Source organism: Arthrobacter sp. TWP1-1 (assembly GCF_049897845.1).
Taxonomy (GTDB): Bacteria; Actinomycetota; Actinomycetes; order Actinomycetales; family Micrococcaceae; genus Specibacter.
In genome coordinates this window covers 621,426-639,455 of the sequence record NZ_JAFCXC010000002.1, presented here as the reverse complement: position 1 = coordinate 639,455, position 18,030 = coordinate 621,426, and the positions used below count along the sequence as shown (strand labels likewise).

16 protein-coding genes are annotated in these 18,030 nt (G+C 58.6%); 14 read left to right on the top strand and 2 right to left on the bottom strand.

Annotation, left to right across the window (positions count from 1 at the left end; translation table 11 throughout):
• The first annotated feature begins 39 nt into the window (after positions 1 to 39).
• The 3 genes from metE (at position 40) to ACP7B9_RS06210 (ending at position 5,148) form a co-directional block, all read left to right on the top strand.
• On the top strand, positions 40 to 2,355 hold the full coding sequence (gene metE, locus ACP7B9_RS06220; protein ID WP_425861711.1) for a 5-methyltetrahydropteroyltriglutamate--homocysteine S-methyltransferase: 2,316 nt from the start codon (positions 40 to 42) through the stop codon (positions 2,353 to 2,355).
• A gap of 91 nt (positions 2,356 to 2,446) precedes the next feature.
• On the top strand, positions 2,447 to 3,406 hold the full coding sequence (locus ACP7B9_RS06215; protein ID WP_425861710.1) for an aminoglycoside phosphotransferase family protein: 960 nt from the start codon (positions 2,447 to 2,449) through the stop codon (positions 3,404 to 3,406).
• A gap of 281 nt (positions 3,407 to 3,687) precedes the next feature.
• Complete coding sequence (locus ACP7B9_RS06210; RefSeq protein ID WP_425861708.1) at positions 3,688 to 5,148, top strand: aldehyde dehydrogenase family protein; 1,461 nt, start codon at positions 3,688 to 3,690, stop codon at positions 5,146 to 5,148.
• A 24-nt stretch (positions 5,149 to 5,172) separates the two neighbouring features.
• On the opposite strand, the gene ACP7B9_RS06205 is transcribed toward ACP7B9_RS06210, so the two are convergent.
• Positions 5,173 to 6,105 (bottom strand): LysR family transcriptional regulator, encoded by a 933-nt coding sequence (locus ACP7B9_RS06205; protein WP_425861706.1) that lies wholly within the window; start codon positions 6,103 to 6,105, stop codon positions 5,173 to 5,175.
• Positions 6,106 to 6,579: 474 nt separating this feature from the next.
• On the opposite strand from ACP7B9_RS06205, the gene nrdH reads away from it, so the two are divergent.
• From nrdH to ACP7B9_RS06165, 8 genes are all read left to right on the top strand, one after another.
• Positions 6,580 to 6,831: a glutaredoxin-like protein NrdH gene (nrdH, locus tag ACP7B9_RS06200; protein ID WP_110485477.1), complete on the top strand. Its 252-nt coding sequence runs from the start codon at positions 6,580 to 6,582 to the stop codon at positions 6,829 to 6,831.
• A 129-nt stretch (positions 6,832 to 6,960) separates the two neighbouring features.
• Positions 6,961 to 7,437, top strand: a complete 477-nt coding sequence (nrdI, locus tag ACP7B9_RS06195) for a class Ib ribonucleoside-diphosphate reductase assembly flavoprotein NrdI (protein ID WP_425861705.1) — start codon at positions 6,961 to 6,963, stop codon at positions 7,435 to 7,437.
• A gap of 14 nt (positions 7,438 to 7,451) precedes the next feature.
• Complete coding sequence (nrdE, locus tag ACP7B9_RS06190) at positions 7,452 to 9,572, top strand: class 1b ribonucleoside-diphosphate reductase subunit alpha (RefSeq protein ID WP_425861789.1); 2,121 nt, start codon at positions 7,452 to 7,454, stop codon at positions 9,570 to 9,572.
• 16 nt (positions 9,573 to 9,588) lie between these two features.
• On the top strand, positions 9,589 to 10,383 hold the full coding sequence (locus ACP7B9_RS06185) for an NUMOD3 domain-containing DNA-binding protein (RefSeq protein ID WP_425861704.1): 795 nt from the start codon (positions 9,589 to 9,591) through the stop codon (positions 10,381 to 10,383).
• Entirely contained in the window at positions 10,380 to 11,357 is a 978-nt protein-coding gene (nrdF, locus tag ACP7B9_RS06180; protein ID WP_425861703.1) for a class 1b ribonucleoside-diphosphate reductase subunit beta, read from the top strand. Before ACP7B9_RS06185 ends, nrdF begins: the two co-directional genes overlap by 4 nt.
• A 597-nt stretch (positions 11,358 to 11,954) precedes the next feature.
• Entirely contained in the window at positions 11,955 to 12,950 is a 996-nt protein-coding gene (locus tag ACP7B9_RS06175; protein WP_425861702.1) for an SMODS domain-containing nucleotidyltransferase, read from the top strand.
• The gene (locus ACP7B9_RS06170) at positions 12,947 to 13,645 is read left to right on the top strand and encodes a hypothetical protein (protein WP_425861700.1); all 699 of its coding nucleotides are present in this window, start codon (positions 12,947 to 12,949) and stop codon (positions 13,643 to 13,645) included. The genes ACP7B9_RS06175 and ACP7B9_RS06170 overlap by 4 nt, the downstream gene beginning before the upstream one ends.
• Before the next feature lie 258 nt (positions 13,646 to 13,903).
• Entirely contained in the window at positions 13,904 to 14,698 is a 795-nt protein-coding gene (locus ACP7B9_RS06165; protein WP_425861699.1) for a ThiF family adenylyltransferase, read from the top strand.
• A gap of 107 nt (positions 14,699 to 14,805) precedes the next feature.
• Here the strand turns inward: ACP7B9_RS06165 and ACP7B9_RS06160 are convergent, their stop codons facing one another.
• Positions 14,806 to 15,705: an SAVED domain-containing protein gene (locus ACP7B9_RS06160; protein ID WP_425861698.1), complete on the bottom strand. Its 900-nt coding sequence runs from the start codon at positions 15,703 to 15,705 to the stop codon at positions 14,806 to 14,808.
• A gap of 874 nt (positions 15,706 to 16,579) precedes the next feature.
• On the opposite strand from ACP7B9_RS06160, the gene ACP7B9_RS06155 reads away from it, so the two are divergent.
• The 3 genes from ACP7B9_RS06155 to ACP7B9_RS06145 all read left to right on the top strand — a co-directional run bounded on the left by ACP7B9_RS06155 (position 16,580) and on the right by ACP7B9_RS06145 (position 17,994).
• Positions 16,580 to 16,780 (top strand): helix-turn-helix transcriptional regulator, encoded by a 201-nt coding sequence (locus ACP7B9_RS06155; RefSeq protein WP_425861696.1) that lies wholly within the window; start codon positions 16,580 to 16,582, stop codon positions 16,778 to 16,780.
• 159 nt (positions 16,781 to 16,939) lie between these two features.
• A complete protein-coding gene (yiaA, locus tag ACP7B9_RS06150) occupies positions 16,940 to 17,404 on the top strand; it encodes an inner membrane protein YiaA (RefSeq protein WP_425861695.1) in 465 nt (154 codons plus the stop codon).
• Between the two features lie 35 nt (positions 17,405 to 17,439).
• Positions 17,440 to 17,994 carry an NUDIX domain-containing protein gene (locus tag ACP7B9_RS06145; RefSeq protein ID WP_425861693.1) on the top strand — a complete coding sequence of 185 codons (555 nt, stop codon included), beginning with the start codon at positions 17,440 to 17,442 and terminating at the stop codon, positions 17,992 to 17,994.
• Positions 17,995 to 18,030: the final 36 nt, after the last annotated feature.

Below are 18,030 nucleotides of genomic sequence, written 5' to 3'. Positions count from 1 at the left end.
TTCCATCATTTTTTGCACTTCTCAGTTAAGGACTTTCCCATGACAAACACCGTAGCTTTCCCCGCCGCCTCCCTCCTGGGCTACCCCCGCATCGGCCGTCGCCGCGAATTGAAGAAGGCCATCGAAGCCTTCTGGGCCGGCAAGATCGACGCCGTAGAGCTGGATACCGCTGCGAAAGAGATCCAGTTGGGCACGGCCCGCCGCCTGAGCGAGTTGGGCCTGACCGAGGCTGCAGCCATCCCGGGCACCTTCTCGTACTACGACCAGGTGCTCGACGCCATTACTCACATCGGTGCCGTCCCGGCCCGCTTCGGGGATCTGCGCAACGCCGAGGGGCAGCTGGACATCAATGCCTACTTCACGCTGGCTCGAGGCACGGTTGAGCAGCAGCCCCTGGAAATGACCAAGTGGTTCGACACGAACTACCACTACCTCGTGCCGGAGATCGGCCCGGAAACCAACTTCTCACTCACCTCCACCCGCGTGGTTGAGCAGTTCGAATACGCCCTGGCCAATGGCTTTGAAACCCGCCCGTACCTCGTAGGTCCGGTCACGTTCCTGCTGCTGAGCAAGGCCTCCGACGAGGCTCCGGCGGACTTCAACCCGCTGTCCCGCCTGGAAGACGTGCTGCCGGTCTACGCCGAGCTGCTCACCCGGTTGGGTGCCGCAGGTGCGAGCTGGGTTCAGATCGATGAGCCGGCCCTCGTTGCCGACCAGGACGTTCCCGTCGCCGAGATCCAGGCCGCCGTCACCCGCTCCTACGAAGTCCTCGCCTCCGCTGCCGGGCGCCCGCAGATTCTCGTGTCCACCCCGTTTGGTGCTCTCGCCGAATTGCTGCCCACCCTGGCCGCCACCTCCGTTGAGGCGCTGCACATTGACGCCTTCAAGGGTGCTGTTCCCTCCGCTGAAGAACTGGCGCTGTTGGCCGGCAAGACGATCGTTGCCGGCGTGGTTGACGGTCATAACATCTGGCGCAACGACCTGGCCGAGTCGGTCAACCGCCTCGAGACGCTCAAGGCTGCCGGACTGAACATCACGGTCTCCACGTCGACCTCCACCCAGCACGTCCCGCACGATGTTACCGAGGAGACCCAACTCTCCGAGGAACTGCGCAGCTGGTTGGCGTTCGCAGACCAGAAGGTCACCGAAGTGGTGACGCTGGCCGCTCATCTGGTGGACCCGGCGTCGTCCGCTGCGGTTGTAGCCGAAGCCTCCGCCATCATCGCCTCCCGCGCTGCTGCTGCAGGAGTCAAGCGCCCCGAGGTACGTGCACGCCTTGCCGCACTCACCCCGGCCGACTTCAATCGCTCGGAATACTCTGTCCGTGAGGCAGCCCAGGAAGCGGCGCTGAACCTGCCGCCGCTGCCCACCACCACGATCGGCTCCTTCCCGCAGACGTCCGAGATCCGCTCGGCCCGCGCCCGTGCCAACAAGGGTGCCATCACGGGCGAGCAGTACTCGACGCTCATGAAGGAAGAGATCAAGCGCGTCGTTGACTTGCAGGAAGAGCTCGACTTTGACGTGCTGGTGCACGGTGAGCCCGAGCGCAACGACATGGTCCAGTACTTTGCCGAGAACCTTGAGGGCTTCGATGTCACGGTTCACGGCTGGGTGCAGTCGTACGGTAGCCGTTGCACGCGTCCCTCCATCCTGTGGGGAGATGTGACCCGTGAAAAGGCCATCACCGTCGAGTGGGCCGAATACGCCCAGTCGCTGACCAACAAGCCCATGAAGGGCATGCTCACGGGTCCCGTCACGATCCTGGCCTGGAGCTTTGTGCGCGACGACCAGCCCCTCGGCGACACCGCCAACCAGGTCGGTCTGGCCTTGCGTGATGAGATCGCTGACCTCGAAGCCGCCGGCATCAAGATCATCCAGGTTGATGAGCCCGCCCTGCGCGAACTCCTCCCGTTGCGCCGCGCAGACCAGGCCGCCTACCTGGACTGGTCGGTCAACTCCTTCCGCCTCTCTACCGCCGGTGCGGTTGATGGCACTCAGATCCACACCCACCTGTGCTACTCCGAATTTGGTGTCATCATCGATGCCATCGACGGCCTGGATGCGGATGTGACCTCCATCGAGGCCGCCCGCTCCCGCATGGATGTTGTCAACGATCTGGAAGCACACGGCTTTGGTCGCGGTGTCGGCCCGGGCGTCTACGACATCCACAGCCCCCGCGTCCCCGGCCAGGCCGAGGTCACCGAATTGTTGGGCACCGCCGTCAAGCACGTTCCGGCCCGCCAGCTCTGGGTCAACCCGGACTGTGGCCTGAAGACCCGCGGCTACGCAGAGACCGAAGAGTCCCTGCGTAACCTGGTCAACGCCACGAAGGAAGTTCGCGCCCAGCTCGTCTAGCTGACGCAGCTTCCTGGTTACACGTCAGAAGGCGTTCCTTGTTTCCCTCTTGGGGAGGCAAGGAACGCCTTCTGCGTTTAAGTCTGTGAGAATGGGCATCATGCAACCGCAGTGGAGTACCCGCATTGGCTGGACTGACCTGCCCAAACATGTTCGAGTCGGTATCGAGCAAGTTCTGGGAGCAACGATCGAGGAATCGATCGGCCAGCAGGGAGGATTCTCCCCGGGAACGGCAGAACGCGTACGCACCACCTCGGGCCGGCGGGCATTCGTCAAGGCGGTTAGTCCGGCTTTGAATGAATCCTCGCCCGCTATTTACAGGAAGGAAGCGGTCATAGCTGCCGCGCTTCCGCACACAATACCTGCGGCTTCGTTGATCGGGACCTACGACGACGGGAACTGGGTAGCTCTGGTCCTCACCGATGTAGCGGGTCACCACCCGCACCTCCCTTGGTGCCCCGACGAGCTGGCACAGGTGTTAGATGCCCTGCAAGGGGTGGCCGTGACGCCAGTTCCGCAAGCGTTGGAGCAGCTACCCCGACTTGAGCAAGAGATGAGTGAGGACTTTGCGGGGTGGGCCCGCCTCCGGGCCGATGCCCCGGAGGGCTGCGATCCGTGGATCCTTGAGAATCTCGAGTGCCTGGAGCGCTTGGCAAATAGTGGGCTGAAGGCCCTAGGTGGTGACTCCCTGGTACATAATGACGTCCGGGCCGACAATATTCTCATCACCGGCGAGGAACGAGCCATTCTTGTGGACTGGCCTTGGGCCTGCATCGGTGCGGGATGGGTTGATGCCCTCTCGGTTCTCGTGAACGTCCGCGTATTCGACGCCACCGCCGACGTCGATTCCGTATTGCAATCCCACCCAGTTTTTGCGGACGCCACGGACAGTAGTGTCGATGGGTTCCTGTCGGGACTGGGAGCCTACTTTATTGATGCCGCCCGGCTGCCCGCGCCTCCTGGACTACCCACGCTTCGAGTCTTCCAGCAACAACAAGGTGAAGCCGTTATTGCTTGGCTCCGCCAGCGACTAGCTCGCCACAGCGGATAGCCACGGAAAGCTACGGGGTCGCTGTGTAGCTCGTTAATGAGCGAATACGCCCCTGCGACTATCCGCGGGGAGTCCACAGAAGCCAAATTAGAATATGTGTTCGAATTAGCTTTTTGTCGGATTTGCGGGCACGCAGCGCTGCCCTGACGGCGAGATCGTTGCCCGGGCTAGGGGTGGCACGGGGAGCCTCGTCCAGTTACAGGGAGGGAATTTTGGCAACTTATTACTCGCCAGTAGGCCTGCTGAAGTCAAGAACCACACTGGGGGAGTAGATTGGGGCCATGAACGCACAGCACCTGGACACCCTGCCGCAAATCAACGGGGCTCCAAGCACCGTCGAAACAACAGTTGACCAAGCCAGACAACTCTTCAACACTGGCGTGACCAAGCCCCTGGCGTGGCGGTTGCAGCAACTCAAAGCCATGAACAGTATGGTCCTTGACCACACGGAGGACTTCACGGCAGCACTCGCCGCCGACCTTGGCAAGCATCCGAGCGAGGCATGGCTGACTGAAATCGGTTTCATCACGGCTGAGATAGCCCACACCGTCAAGCATCTCGAGGCCTGGCTCACGCCGCGGAAGGTGTCCGTACCCCTTGCCCTCCAGCCCGCGCAAGCGTCGACCGTCCTCGAGCCTCTCGGGGTTGTTCTGGTCATTGCCCCCTGGAATTACCCACTCCAATTGCTCCTTGCGCCCATGGTCGGCGCGCTCGCAGCCGGCAACACCGTCGTGGGTAAGCCCAGTGAGCTGGCGCCCGCCACCTCGGCAGCCCTGGCCCGCTGGGTCCCCGATTATCTCGATGGCGCCGTGACGATCATTGAGGGCGGCGTTCCCGAAACCACCGAGCTGCTTGAACAGCGCTTTGATCACATCTTTTACACGGGCAACGGCCGGGTGGGGCGGATCGTCATGGCGGCCGCTGCCAAGAACCTGACACCCGTAACGCTGGAACTGGGCGGGAAATCGCCCGTCTACATTGACGACACCGTGGACATGATTACCGCGGCGCGCAGGATCGCCTGGGGCAAGTTCATGAATGCAGGGCAGACCTGTGTTGCCCCCGACTATGTGCTCGGCACCGACTCGGCCCTGGCCAAGCTTGCCAAGGAACTGCCCCTGGCCATCGAGGAACTCTACGGGACCGAGCCGGCCCACAGCCTTGCCTACGGGCGCATCATCAACGACGACGCATTTGCCCGTATCACCGGCCTGTTAGCCAAGGACCTGGCGGACGACGCCGGATCCGCGCTCGTCAGTGGCGGGCGAACGGATGCCGCCACTCGCTACATCGAACCAACCGTCATCCACGTCGATGCGCAAGCCCACCTGATGCAGGATGAGATCTTTGGACCGGTCCTGCCGCTGGTCACGGTTGCTTCGGCACAGGAGGCAATCAACTTCATCCAAGGGCGGGACAAGCCGCTGGCAGTGTATGTCTTTAGCGACGATAAAGGGGTGCGTCAGGACTTCACGGAACAGACGACGTCGGGCGCCCTGAACTTTGGCGTCCCGGCCGCGCACCTGTTCGTGCCCGGCCTTCCCTTTGGTGGGGTGGGGGAGAGCGGGATCGGCAGCTACCACGGACACCATTCCATCGAAACGTTCTCGCACCGCAAGGCCATCCTGGACAAGCCGCTAGCGCCTGACACGATGTCCCTGATCTACCCGCCCTTTGGGTCACTAAAGAAGCAGGTCATCAAACGGTTCGTGGCACCGGCCAAAAAATTCCGCAAGGACTAAACCTCCGCAAGGACTAATGACTGGCTAAGGGGTGACATCCACGTGGCTGGTGCCGGTGACTTCCTGAAGGATCCCGGCCAGCTTGTCCACAAACAGCTCAACCCGCGCCGTCCGGGTGTCGTTGATCAGCAGGGCAAAAATGTTCCGGGCCAGACGGATCTCCGGGACGTCCAGCACCACCACGTTCTCCGGCCGCGCCTGCAATGCCAGCTCGGGCACCAGCGCGGCACCCAGCCCAACGCTGGCCAACTGCAGGCTCGCATTGAAATCGTCACTGTAGGCGGCAACACGCGGATGCAGGTTGCAGCCGGCAAACAAACGCTCAATGACCGTGGCGTCGCTCGTGCCCGGATGGTGCATGATCCACGGCATGTCCGAAAGCTGCGACGCCTCCATAATTGACCCCGGCCGGATGCCCCACGCCTTGGGCAGGACCACCCGGAAGTTGTCATCCCCAATCCACTGCCGGTTCAAGCTGTGCGGCCACGCCAGGCCCGATTGCCCCACCTGATACACCAACGCCACATCCAATTCCCCGCCTGTGCGCAAACCACCAATCGTCTGCTGCGGCTCACCCACCGAAACATGCAACTTGATGCCAAGCTCCGGCCATTGCGGGCTACGCAACAGACGCGGCAAAACATGGCTGGCCAAGGACGGGAAAATCCCCAGCCGCAATTCATGGCTCGCAGCCTCAGAGGTGCGCGCGCTCGCAGCCAGCAGCGCGTCAATGTCAGTCAGGACCTTCGCCGCATGCCGCGACATGACCAGCGCTGCGTCCGTGGGCAGGATGCTGCGGGCCGTGCGATGGAATAGGGCCACGCCGGTATCGCGCTCAAGTGCTGACATCTGCTGTGAAACGGCCGACGCCGTGTACCCCAGTTGGGTGGCTGCGGCGGCAAAGGAGCCGCGGCGGACAACTTCCAGCAGGGTCCGCAAATGCACGGGGTTGATCACGGGACACTCTTTCCTTGGGGCCGGCCTTGTTTCCAAGCAAGCCTAGTTTCATAGCAAGCATAGAGTGCCGCATTCCGGGCACCCCTATATGTAGTGTTCTGTTGTTTTCGCCAGGTTTCGCTACGGCCGCCCGACACGCCGGTTCGGATCGACACGCCAGACTTTAATTTGTGACTAAGTAGTCCACAGCCTGTGGAAAGCGAAGGGTTAAACCTTGATTTCTAGCGCTTTTAAATTCCTGTACCTGTGGACGAACGGTGCATAAAATGACATACTTGTAATACATCATGTAGGGGTCAACCTCGGGCGTCTGCACTACATGTAGTATCTAATACAGAATTCAAGTGGTTCTCAAAGAATCGCTTTGAACAGCTCAAAAGCTGGCGAGGCCGTGGCGTGAAGCGTTGGTCCCACCGATTGTGAGTATGCCGCTAGAGGCAGTAATAGGCAGTAAAAGACAAGGGGAACTCGATCATGACCGTCACGGTTTACACCAAGCCTGCGTGTGTTCAGTGCAACGCAACCTACCGCGCGTTGGACAAAAAAGGCATCACCTACAAGAGCGTGGATATTTCCGCAGACCCGGCCGCTTTGGAGCATGTGCTGAGCCTGGGTTACCAGCAGGCACCGGTTGTCATTACCGACGCTGACCACTGGTCAGGTTTCCGCCCGGACAAGATCGCCGAGTTGGCTGCCGCCGTCGAAAGCGAAGCAAGCGTAGCGTAGTGACCTACGGGCCGTGAGGCCCGTGAGGAACCACCACAATTTCACGTGCGTCTAGGCGCACACAGGTAGGGCTGACCCGCAAAACGGTTGGCCCTACAGCGGCAAGTAAGTAGTTGGAAAGCGATTGTCATGTCAGCCGTAGCAGCTGAACCCGCTGTTGGTTCGATTACCTCTCGATTCACCAGCAGCCGGTTGATCTATTTTTCATCAGCCTCCGACAACACGCACCGCTTCATCATGAAGCTGGGCATGGATGCAGCAAGGCTGCCCCTCCATACCTATGAAGACACCCTTCTGGCCCAAGAGCCTTTCGTCTTGGTCCTGCCAACATATGGCGGGGAAAATCGGCTGGGTGCAGTACCAAAGCAGGTCATCAAGTTCCTTAATGTAGCGAAAAATAGGAACCTTATCCGCGGCGTCATTGGCGCCGGGAACACAAATTTTGGCGAAACATATTGCATCGCCGGTGACATTGTCGCCGAGAAGTGCAATGTACAGCATTTATACCGGTTTGAACTGATGGGCACATCTGCTGATGTGGACCGGGTTCACGAAGGATTGGAAGAATTTTGGACACGATTGTCTCAGAACAGGACGCAGCTGTGAAGGCCTCCAAGGACATGCCGGCAGCATGGGAGGGCTTGGGTTACCACGAGCTCAACGCCATGCTCAACCTGTACAACGCCGACGGCGAGATCCAGTTTGACGCCGACCGCGCCGCTGCCCGCCAGTACTTCCTCCAACACGTGAACAACAACACGGTGTTCTTCCACGACCTGGAAGAAAAGCTGGAGTACCTGGTCAAGAACGAGTACTACGAGCGCGAGACGCTGGATCAGTACACCATGAACTTCATCCGCGAGCTCTACCAGCGCGCGTACAAGAAGAAGTTCCGCTTCGAATCCTTCCTTGGCGCGTTCAAGTTCTACACGTCCTACACGCTGAAGACCTTCGACGGCAACCGTTACCTGGAACGCTACGAGGACCGCGTGTGCATGGTTGCCCTGCACCTGGCCCGTGGCAACGAGGAACTGGCCACGAGCATCGTCGATGAAATCATTGACGGCCGCTTCCAGCCGGCCACCCCCACCTTCTTGAACGCTGGCAAGGCCCAGCGCGGCGAGCTGGTCTCCTGCTTCCTGCTGCGCATTGAAGACAACATGGAGTCCATTGGCCGTTCCATCAACTCTGCGCTGCAGCTGTCCAAGCGCGGCGGTGGCGTTGCCTTTGCACTGACGAACATCCGTGAAGTGGGCGCGCCCATCAAGCAGATCGAGAACCAGTCCTCCGGCGTTATCCCCGTGATGAAGCTCCTCGAGGACAGCTTCTCCTACGCCAACCAGCTCGGTGCCCGTCAGGGTGCAGGAGCCGTGTACCTGCACGCCCACCACCCCGACATCAACCGCTTCCTTGACACCAAGCGTGAAAACGCCGATGAGAAGGTTCGCATCAAGACCCTCTCCTTGGGTGTTGTGGTTCCGGACATCACCTTTGAGCTGGCCAAGCGCGACGAGGACATGTACCTGTTCTCCCCGTACGACGTCGAAAAGGTCTATGGCGTGCCGTTCTCCGACATCTCGGTCACCGAGAAGTACTACGAAATGGTTGACGACGCCCGGATCAAGAAGACCAAGATCAAGGCCCGCGAGTTCTTCCAGACTCTCGCCGAGATCCAGTTCGAGTCCGGCTACCCGTACATCATGTTTGAAGACACGGTGAACCGCGCCAACCCGATCGAAGGCAAGATCATCATGAGCAACCTTTGCTCGGAGATCCTGCAGGTTTCGCAGCCCACCACGTACAACGATGACCTCTCCTACGCTGAGACCGGCAAGGACATCTCCTGCAACCTTGGTTCACTGAACATTGCCAAGGCCATGGATTCGCCGAACCTCGGAAATACCATCGAGACGGCGATCCGCACCCTCTCGGCAGTGTCCGACATGTCAAACATCACCAGCGTGCCTTCCATCGCCAAGGGCAACGACCAGTCGCATGCCATTGGCCTGGGCCAAATGAACCTGCACGGTTACCTTGCTCGTGAGCGCGTCCACTACGGCTCCGAAGAGGGCCTGGACTTCACCAACATTTACTTCTACACGGTGGTCTACCACGCAATCCGTGCGTCGAACCTGTTGGCCATCGAAACGGGCAGCACCTTCGCCGGCTTCGAGAAGTCCACGTACGCCAGTGGAGAGTTCTTCGACAAGTACACCGACGGCGAATGGGTTCCGCAGACCGCCAAGGTTGTCGAGATGTTCGACGGCGTGCACATCCCCACCCAGGAGGACTGGCGTGCGCTGAAGGCCTCCGTTGTGGAGCACGGCATCTACAACCAGAACCTGCAGGCTGTTCCGCCCACAGGCTCCATCAGCTACATCAACAACTCAACTTCCTCGATCCACCCGATCGCCTCCATGATTGAGATCCGCAAGGAAGGCAAGCTGGGTCGCGTGTACTACCCGGCTCCGTACCTGACGAACGACAACCTCGAGTACTACAAGGACGCGTACGAGATTGGCTTCGAGAAGATCATCGACACCTATGCTGCCGCCACGCAGCACGTGGATCAGGGCCTGTCCCTGACATTGTTCTTCAAGGACACCGCCACCACGCGTGACATCAACAAAGCGCAGATCTACGCCTGGCGCAAGGGCATCAAGACCATCTACTACATCCGTCTCCGCCAGCTCGCGCTGGAAGGGACCGAGGTTGAGGGTTGCGTCTCATGTGCGCTATGACAGGTGATGCATAGAAATGACTGAAGAAGCGGCGGCTACGGGCGGCTTGGTCTATGGGATTCGTCTTCGGACAGAATTCGAGTACCGATATGTCGGGATCACGACCAAGGCGGCCAGCCGCCGCTTTCATCAGCACGTACGGGTTGCCGCCGCGGGACGCAAAACTCCATTTTATGACTGGCTGCGCAAGTTTGACCCGTCGGACGTCGTTGTCGATGTGCTCGACTGGGTGGAGGGTTTGCAGGAGCTCGGCCAGGCTGAGATTGAATGGATAAGCTATCTTCGGCGCGAAGGCAACCGGCTCCTGAACCTCTCTGAAGGTGGTCTCGGTCCAACTGGAGTCGTATGGACAGCGGAGATGCGTGAAGCAGCTCGGGTTCGATCGATTGGGCGGAGAATCGCCAGAAAATCCGGACCAGAGTCACCCTTCTACGGACGGCACCACAGCGAAGCACAAAAGGAAAAATGGTCGCGAGACCGCAAAGGAAGCCATGAGGGGCCCAAGAATCCAAACTATGGAAAATTCGGAGCCAACCATCCAAGTTTTGGACATGTGGTATCAGAGGAAACTCGGCAATTACTTTCGGACGCAAAAACCGGCCGGCTGAATCCGAACTTCGGCAAGAGTGCCAGCGAAGAAACGCGAGCCAAGATGTCGGCGGTCCGTGTGGGCCGCCCACAACCGTCAAGTGTTCGCAATGCACACACCAGACATCACACGAACAAGAATGTCGTTAAGATTGACTGCAAGTACTGCATCGAAGATGCGGTCCAGCAGAAACTTACAGAAGAAAGCGAAGAGTCTCCATGACACCGGACAAGCTGAAGTTGGCGAGCCACGTATCGGCCATCAACTGGAACCGCATCCAGGACGAGAAGGACGTTGAGGTCTGGAACCGTCTGGTCAACAACTTCTGGCTGCCGGAGAAGGTGCCGCTGTCCAACGACATCCAGTCCTGGGCCACCCTGACGCCGGAAGAACAGCTGCTGACCATGCGCGTCTTCACGGGTCTAACCCTGTTGGACACCCTGCAAGGCACTGTTGGTGCCGTCTCGCTGATCCCGGACGCCATCACCCCGCACGAGGAAGCCGTTTATACGAACATTGCGTTCATGGAATCGGTTCACGCAAAGAGCTACTCCTCGATCTTCTCCACCCTGTGCTCCACGAAGGAAATCGACGAGGCCTTCCGCTGGTCCGTCGAGAACGTGAACCTGCAGAAGAAGGCTCAGATCATTGAGTCCTACTACTACGGCGAAGATCCGCTCAAGCGCAAGATTGCCTCCACCTTGCTGGAATCGTTCTTGTTCTACTCGGGCTTCTACTTGCCCATGTACTGGTCCTCACGGGCCAAGCTGACAAACACCGCCGACCTGATTCGCTTGATCATCCGCGATGAGGCAGTGCACGGCTACTACATTGGCTACAAGTACCAGAAGGGTCTCGAGGGCCTCTCCGAAGAGCGCAAGGCAGAGCTGAAGGAGTACACCTTCGAGCTCATGTTTGAGCTGTACGAGAACGAAGTTCAGTACACGCACGACCTCTACGACTCCGTTGGCCTGGCCGAGGACGTCAAGAAGTTCCTGCACTACAACGCCAACAAGGCGCTCATGAACTTGGGCTACGAGGCCATGTTCCCGGCTGCCGTGACTGACGTGAACCCGGCCATCCTGTCCGCGCTCTCACCCAACGCCGATGAGAACCACGACTTCTTCTCCGGCTCCGGCTCTTCCTACGTGATTGGCAAGGCTGTCAACACCGAAGACGACGACTGGGACTTCTAGCTCCGTGTGCAACTTCGATCTAACTGAGCAATTTCTCAGAGACTGAGCTAGAACGGCCTCGTATCTGAGAATTGCTCAGTTATGTGAGTTGACGACTTGGTTGGCGCCGTGACATAGAGATTGGCACGGTGCCAACCATCTTGGCGAACAGGGGTCGCATGGCCACACGCCCTCTGGCGCTTGGGCCACGAAATGCCCAGCTTCGTCAATGATGCCGTGTGTTTGGCGTGAGAAGAATGTGAGAATCCAAGCTAGTTGAGCTTGTTCCAAATTAGGTAACCGAGCGTTCCGCTCCAGTTGAGTTCGGCCTTCGCATCGGCTTCCTTCCGCATATTGCCGAGTGACGCAGGCTTTGTCGTAGGAACCGCTATGGGCACCAGCGATAACTGATTCAGTCAAGCGGGGCCACGGCGTTCCACCTCCCGTTCTCTAACCCTCGGTAGATGTTTTGACACGACACTAGGGTGATCGCATCGGAATTTGGAGCGCTTCAAGGAAATTCCGTGTAACTACGTGCGGTGCGCTGGAGCTTTCAACAGGATGCCACTCACGCACCGACCACTTATCAAAAAGTAACCTCGTCGATGGAGAGATACCTTGCAGCTAGCTGGCCATTTCAACGTCTTCCTGAAAGATACTGTCAATCTGGGACAGGTGAAGTTGGACCTCCTTGATCAACGGGTCAATGCGATCTACAAGGCCGTCAAGAACGACGACGTAGTCGGCTCTCTTGTGACAGGAAAGTCGCCCCAAGGATCATGGGCTCATCGCACGATCATTGAACCGGTGGGAACCAACGAGTTCGATGCAGACTTCATGCTCAACATGAAGGAAAACCCTGATTGGGCTGACAACCCTAGTACATACGTTGATCAGGTTTATGCGGCAATTCACCGCCACAGCATCTACGGAAACATGCCACACACGCGGAAATGCCGCTGCGTCCGTGTTGGGTACGCGAACTCGATGCACGTCGACATAGTCCCGCATCTGAAGTTGACCGACGGTCGGGAAGTCATCGTGAACCGTGACGCAAACACCTGGGAACAAACTGATCCGCAGGGCTTTACAGATTGGATGCGCTCTAAGGATGCCATCGCGAACGGCAATCTCCGAAAAGTCATTCGCCTGATGAAGTATCTCCGCGATCACAAGAATTCCTTCACGGGGACGCGGTCCATCCTGCTGACCACGATGCTTGGCTCTCGGGTTTCCGAGGTTCGTGAATTGTTGGATCCCGGCTACTACGTGGACGTTCCGACTACATTGCTTCATATCGTCAGCGATCTTGACGAGTGGCTTCAAGCCCGCCCCGCCAAACCGAGCATTGCTGATCCGTCGGGGTCGGGGGTCAGCTTCGATCACCGATGGACTCAGTCCACATACAGCTACTTCCGGGATCGCGTACATGCACACGCAGCGGAAATAGAAGAAGCCTACATGGAAGTTGACAAGGACAAGAGCGTCAAACTCTGGCAGGGAATCTTTGGTGACGGCTTCAAAGCGCCCGCAGCCGCCACCGGCAATTCGAAGTTTCCCACCACGACAGTGACCGCGGCGTCCTCCGTCGCTCGGTCCGGCCGTGCTGGATGACAAAGCGCAGCCAGAGGATTTTCTCCCAATGGCAGCGACAGCTCATTGCTGAGCTCAAAGAAATATGCAGGATGCAGCCTGGCGAGATCCGCGTTGCAGGAAAACCCAGGCTCGAAGCAGAGGGTGACGCGGTTGTAACCGTCGGTCTAAACACCGGTGGGTTGCTGCAGGAGCCAAACGGATTGCAACTACGCAGCGACGAGGAATTTGTCATACGCATAGGCAGTTCGGCTCTGCTTCCACCCACTGTCGACGTCAAACATCTTCGCTTTGTCGGGTTTCCCCATGTCCTTCAAGGGCGCCGCCTTTGCCTTTTCCTGGACTCGTCTCGCGAATGGCATCCATCATTTGGCATGGGCGGGTTGCTTAACCGTCTTTGGGGGTGGCTCGCAGACGCGGCAGGCTGCCGATTTGATCCGAAAACGTCCATGTACCACGCCGTCGGTGGCATTCTGCACCAGTCCGCCGGGACACCGACAATAGTGTTCCGGGAAGACAGTCCTCTTGAAAGTCACCAGGTGGCACGCCTCGTCGAGCGGTCTTCCCGCCGGTTAGATCTAACCCTTTCGACACACATGGGTGGTCTGAGAACGCCCGTGTTCAGGTTGGATTCGGCGCTGCCTCTGGGAGCCTCCTCGTCCTTCGCCGATCTGCTTTCTCTGATTGACGATCCATACCTGAGACAGGGGACCTAGAACGGTTCAGTCGGTGGAAAGAAGTCGGATGCGTTTGTCGGCGCTCTGGCCGCCTGTGCACTGAGGAACCCAGAAGGCTCCGCCCAGTACTTTGTTCTCTGCGTCCCTCATCCAGACGGGGGAGCGCCCCATCTCCTAGGTGGACGCCTGCCGTCAGTAGTCGCCGATGCGTTGAGGGCCGTCGCTCGAAATCAAGGCACGGCCATAACGCTGGATACTACAAAGCTCAAGAACAGGATCGAAATCGAATGGTGCAGGATGTCTGACGAACGGAACGAAGTCACTACCCGCCGAGATCAGAGTCGACCTGTTGGCGGCTTTCTGGGCAAGTCTGTCCATATTTGGGGATGTGGCGGGCTCGGATCATGGATAGCGGAGTTCGTCGCGCGCGCTGGCGCCGCGCACATCACGCTTTGTGACCCCGGCGTCATCAGCGGAGGTCTCCTGGTCAGGCAAAACTACGCCGAAGGCGATATTGGACATACCAAGGCAGAAGCGCTGGCTGTCCGAGTCCAAAACATCCGGGACGATCTATCAGTCGACGTGGTTGCCGGGGCTATCCCGGAAAGTTTCACAGACTGCCTCGAGGCCGACATCATCATCGACGCCACCGTTAGCAACGCAATAACGCAGGTTCTCGATGTTCTGGCGGCACAACCTGAACGCAAATCCATTATCGCTCAGGTGGCAACCGATGCCGCTACAGGAACATTGGGACTCCTCAACGTCTGTACACCGTCCTCGTCCCTGCAACCGTCAGCTGTCGACGAATTGGCAGGGCTAGCGATAAATGCGGATGCTGACCTAGAGGCCTTCCATAAGCTGTGGCAGGAACCTGGGGATGGGGCTGAACTCATCCCGACTAGGGGGTGCTCCGTCCCGACATTCCATGGTTCCGCGGCCGACCTCGCCTCAGTGGCAGCAGTGCTCACTAGTCTGCTCGGAAAGCACATGAAGTCTGAAACGACCCCGTCGGGGACGCACATCATATCTTTGCCCCATGCCGGCAACAGCAGGCCACACGTCTTCTTGCCTCTTGGTGGCGCCGCCTAGGAAAGTACCGCAGTTACTACGGCCAAACCCCACACTGGCTCGAGCGCGCCAGGTAGCTGGCCGGCGGAACCACTTACCGGCGGATGGTGGCTTAGGACGCGCTGCCGTCAGTCCCGGATTTCCGGTGTGGCTGAATATGTGCCTGTATCAGTTCGTTGGTACACAACGAAACTGGGGTGAACGTCTCTCATTCGGTGCTGCCCCATGCGAATTGCTGCACTGGCGGGAACAGCGGCGACTACATGGAGTCGGGTTGCCTTCGGCCATAGTACTTCGACGTCGGCGAGAAGTTGCCGCCATGCTTTGGAGAATGCATCAAGGGTGTCTTCGCTACCTATGAGTCCCGGGGCGGGGCTTCCCATCGCGGGGGACAGCGTAATTAGTGGCAGCGATGAGAGATCCCCGGGGAGTTCTCCAAGCGAGATGGATCCTGACACAGACACGGCTGCCACGACTTCCGTCTCCGAGCCCGGGGCACTCTGCATCAATACTTGAAAAGTTGGGGATGGTCCTGTCGGCCTGGGCCAGCACCATACGTTCCGCTGACCACCGCGGTGGCGGTCGAACAGACCTACTGACAGCTTGTCATCCAGTCTGGAACCCAAGTACACCATTAAGGGAATCGGTGCGAGAGGGAACAACGACACATGATCGACTTTGCCGTCCTCGCCTGAATGTTTAAGTTCTTCGACGGCGTCCCGAATCTGCTTCATGCCCCGTTCCCAAACCCAAGAGTCCTGCTCATCGTCATCCAATTTGATGACGATGTGGACGGGTCGGCCATCGTTGACGTGAACAACTAGCCCAGCATCCACCATGGCTTCGGCGACCTCCCTTTCGGAGACAGCAGTGCTGGTTCCTCGGATCCGGCTTCTGGTCGTGACCACCATGGTTCTGCGTAGAATTTCAAAGTTCGTCGCCTTGGCTACACGCAGTTCATGTTCGCTTTTCTTAGCTTCCAGCAGCTCCTGTGTGTAAAGGCCCTCGTTGACCTTATCGTCAATCATCCTGTGACAGTCGGGACAAAGCAGCAGCAGATTACCCTCCAGGCTCCTCTCCTTCAATGACAAGTCGGAAGAGCTTCTTGGGGACCCGTCGGTAGCAGTTGCACCTACGTTGTGGGCCATCTGGCCAGTCAACACTGTGTGAAAGAAGGAACGACTGTCCAAGACCGATCGTGCGCACAACGTGCACCGTCCTGCGGCGCGGGCCCAGACTTTTACCTGTGTTGTACTCGACACGTGCTCTCGAACGATGAATGTTGTCGGCTTCCCGTTTTTAGTCACTTGAACATGCTAGTTCCCCGGCGGCTTCCTCCGAACATCCATGTCGCGGTTCATCTTCTTCCAAGGCAAACGACACCTACTTCACTCGAGGTGTGCTTGGTGATGAGGCAGGACCTGAAGGTCCTACGGGTGGCCGCTGTTCTGCGTTGATAGAGGGACTGCCAGGTGACCTTAGCGTTGCCTACCGCACACAAAAATCGAAGGATGATAACGGGCGAAATCAATGAGGTCTGTCAAGCAGGAAAAACAGCAGTGCCCCGGTCGCCACATGGTTACAGGAGAAAATGACCTAGCGACGAAGAGTCGTGGCCTACCTACTGATTGGGACTACGAACGCAACGACGTCGCCCCGACCCAGGCCGGCCCATGCGTCAGATATCGCTGGTGGACTTGCTGTGACCAAGGCTGCGCGCATTTTTTGTTAAGGCCATGGCGGCCGAATAATCGGCAATATTGTGCCGATTTGCTTCGTGTACAACCGTGAAGAGTCCCGAGTAGCCGTTTCCGGCAGAATATTGCCGAAAATGAATAGATGATGCGGAATTACATACAAGGATGTCGGAATCGGCATTATGTTGCCGCTTGGAGGATTGTTGTGGACAGTGTCTTGGCCATAGCTGCCAGCATCCGTGCTGCCAGAAAAGAAGCGGGGCTCACACAGGAGGACCTGTCCCACCTTGCCGAAACTTCGGAGCGGACCATTCGGGCCATCGAAACCGGAACCGGCAACCCCTCCCTACGGGCCGTGGCGGCTGCGGCCAATGTCCTGGGGCTTCGCCTGACGGTTGCCCGATGACGCAGGACTTCCAACCCTTGTCCTGACAGCGATATCACTGCGCGCAAGCTGACTCGTTAGGGGCGGATTGCACGGGTTTGACCATATGATGGACAAACTGCTGTGGAAGGGTGATACTTCACTTAGGCTGATGTATTACAAGAGAAGGAAATCCATATCATGAGCGAAAAAAATCAGTTGGGGAAGCCAACGGGAGCCTTCATCGGGGCGTCCTGGATTGCACTAGGCCTGGGCATGGGTGTCTACTTCATCGGGCTTTGGAATGCGAAGATGGAACTCAACGAAAAGGGATTCTATCCCACCGTGTTTATCTTTGGACTCTTCGCCGCCGTATCACTCCAGAAAGCGGTACGTGATAGGTCAGAAGATATCCCCGTGACCTCCATTTATCTGGGGATCGCCTGGTTCGCATTGCTGGCCTCACTCTTGCTTTTGGCGATTGGCCTCTGGAACGCTGACTTGTTGTTGTCCGAGAAGGGCTTCTATGGCATCGGTTTTGCCATGAGTTTGTTCGCGGTCGTGGCGGTACAGAAAAACATCAGGGACCTTGCTTCGTATAGGGCTCTCTACCCTGAACCGCATGTGCAGCCGAGGCCAGAATTTCTGGACAAGCCGGAATTTTAGACAGCCGGTGCTGCGCCATTGGTACTGTGAAGTCCATGAATGAGCGCAACACCCACAAAGAGCAGAATTCCGCGGTAGCCCGATTCGTTCGGGATGCCGCGGCTGTTGTGCGCCCGGGTCATCTAGGCAGTACGAAGGATCCCGGCGATGCCTGGGTTGAGGGTCCCTCTGGCAAGTTCTGGGGCCGCTTCGGCTCGGCTGGTCTCCTCGTGTTCGACGCCGGACGTGGAGTCCTGCTCCAGCACCGGGCTATCTGGTCTCACCACGGCGACACGTGGGGCCTTCCCGGGGGTGCCCTCCATCAGGGTGAGGCCGCCGTCGACGGCGCCCTGCGCGAAGCGTGGGAAGAAGCTGGCGTGCCGCGCGACAATGTGGAACTGCTGTTCACGTCGGTCTACGACGTGAACTACTGGAGTTACACCACAGTGGTGGTGTCCGCCGTCGAACCCTTCGAAGCGGTCATTAGCGACCCCGAAAGCCTGGCGCTGGAGTGGGTGCCGCTGGATGACGTCGCTGAGCTGCCGCTGCATCCGGGCTTCAAGGCGGCCTGGCCAGGGCTCCGCGAAAGGCTGGTAAACAACGGCCAATGAGCCGGATCTCGACAAGCTCGATCAGCGGATCAGCGC

What these genes read in the sequence shown, in the direction of transcription:
- metE (WP_425861711.1), top strand. Translation starts at nt 40, where the DNA reads ATGACAAACACCGTAGCTTTCCCCGCCGCCTCCCTCCTGGGCTACCCC.
- nrdI (WP_425861705.1), top strand. Translation starts at nt 6,961, where the DNA reads ATGTCAGCCGTAGCAGCTGAACCCGCTGTTGGTTCGATTACCTCTCGA.
- ACP7B9_RS06185 (WP_425861704.1), top strand. Translation starts at nt 9,589, where the DNA reads ATGACTGAAGAAGCGGCGGCTACGGGCGGCTTGGTCTATGGGATTCGT.
- ACP7B9_RS06215 (WP_425861710.1), top strand. Translation starts at nt 2,447, where the DNA reads ATGGGCATCATGCAACCGCAGTGGAGTACCCGCATTGGCTGGACTGAC.
- nrdF (WP_425861703.1), top strand. Translation starts at nt 10,380, where the DNA reads ATGACACCGGACAAGCTGAAGTTGGCGAGCCACGTATCGGCCATCAAC.
- yiaA (WP_425861695.1), top strand. Translation starts at nt 16,940, where the DNA reads ATGAGCGAAAAAAATCAGTTGGGGAAGCCAACGGGAGCCTTCATCGGG.
- ACP7B9_RS06160 (WP_425861698.1), bottom strand. Translation starts at nt 15,705, where the DNA reads ATGATTGACGATAAGGTCAACGAGGGCCTTTACACACAGGAGCTGCTG.
- nrdH (WP_110485477.1), top strand. Translation starts at nt 6,580, where the DNA reads ATGACCGTCACGGTTTACACCAAGCCTGCGTGTGTTCAGTGCAACGCA.
- ACP7B9_RS06210 (WP_425861708.1), top strand. Translation starts at nt 3,688, where the DNA reads ATGAACGCACAGCACCTGGACACCCTGCCGCAAATCAACGGGGCTCCA.
- nrdE (WP_425861789.1), top strand. Translation starts at nt 7,452, where the DNA reads ATGCCGGCAGCATGGGAGGGCTTGGGTTACCACGAGCTCAACGCCATG.
- ACP7B9_RS06145 (WP_425861693.1), top strand. Translation starts at nt 17,440, where the DNA reads ATGAATGAGCGCAACACCCACAAAGAGCAGAATTCCGCGGTAGCCCGA.
- ACP7B9_RS06170 (WP_425861700.1), top strand. Translation starts at nt 12,947, where the DNA reads ATGACAAAGCGCAGCCAGAGGATTTTCTCCCAATGGCAGCGACAGCTC.
- ACP7B9_RS06165 (WP_425861699.1), top strand. Translation starts at nt 13,904, where the DNA reads ATGTCTGACGAACGGAACGAAGTCACTACCCGCCGAGATCAGAGTCGA.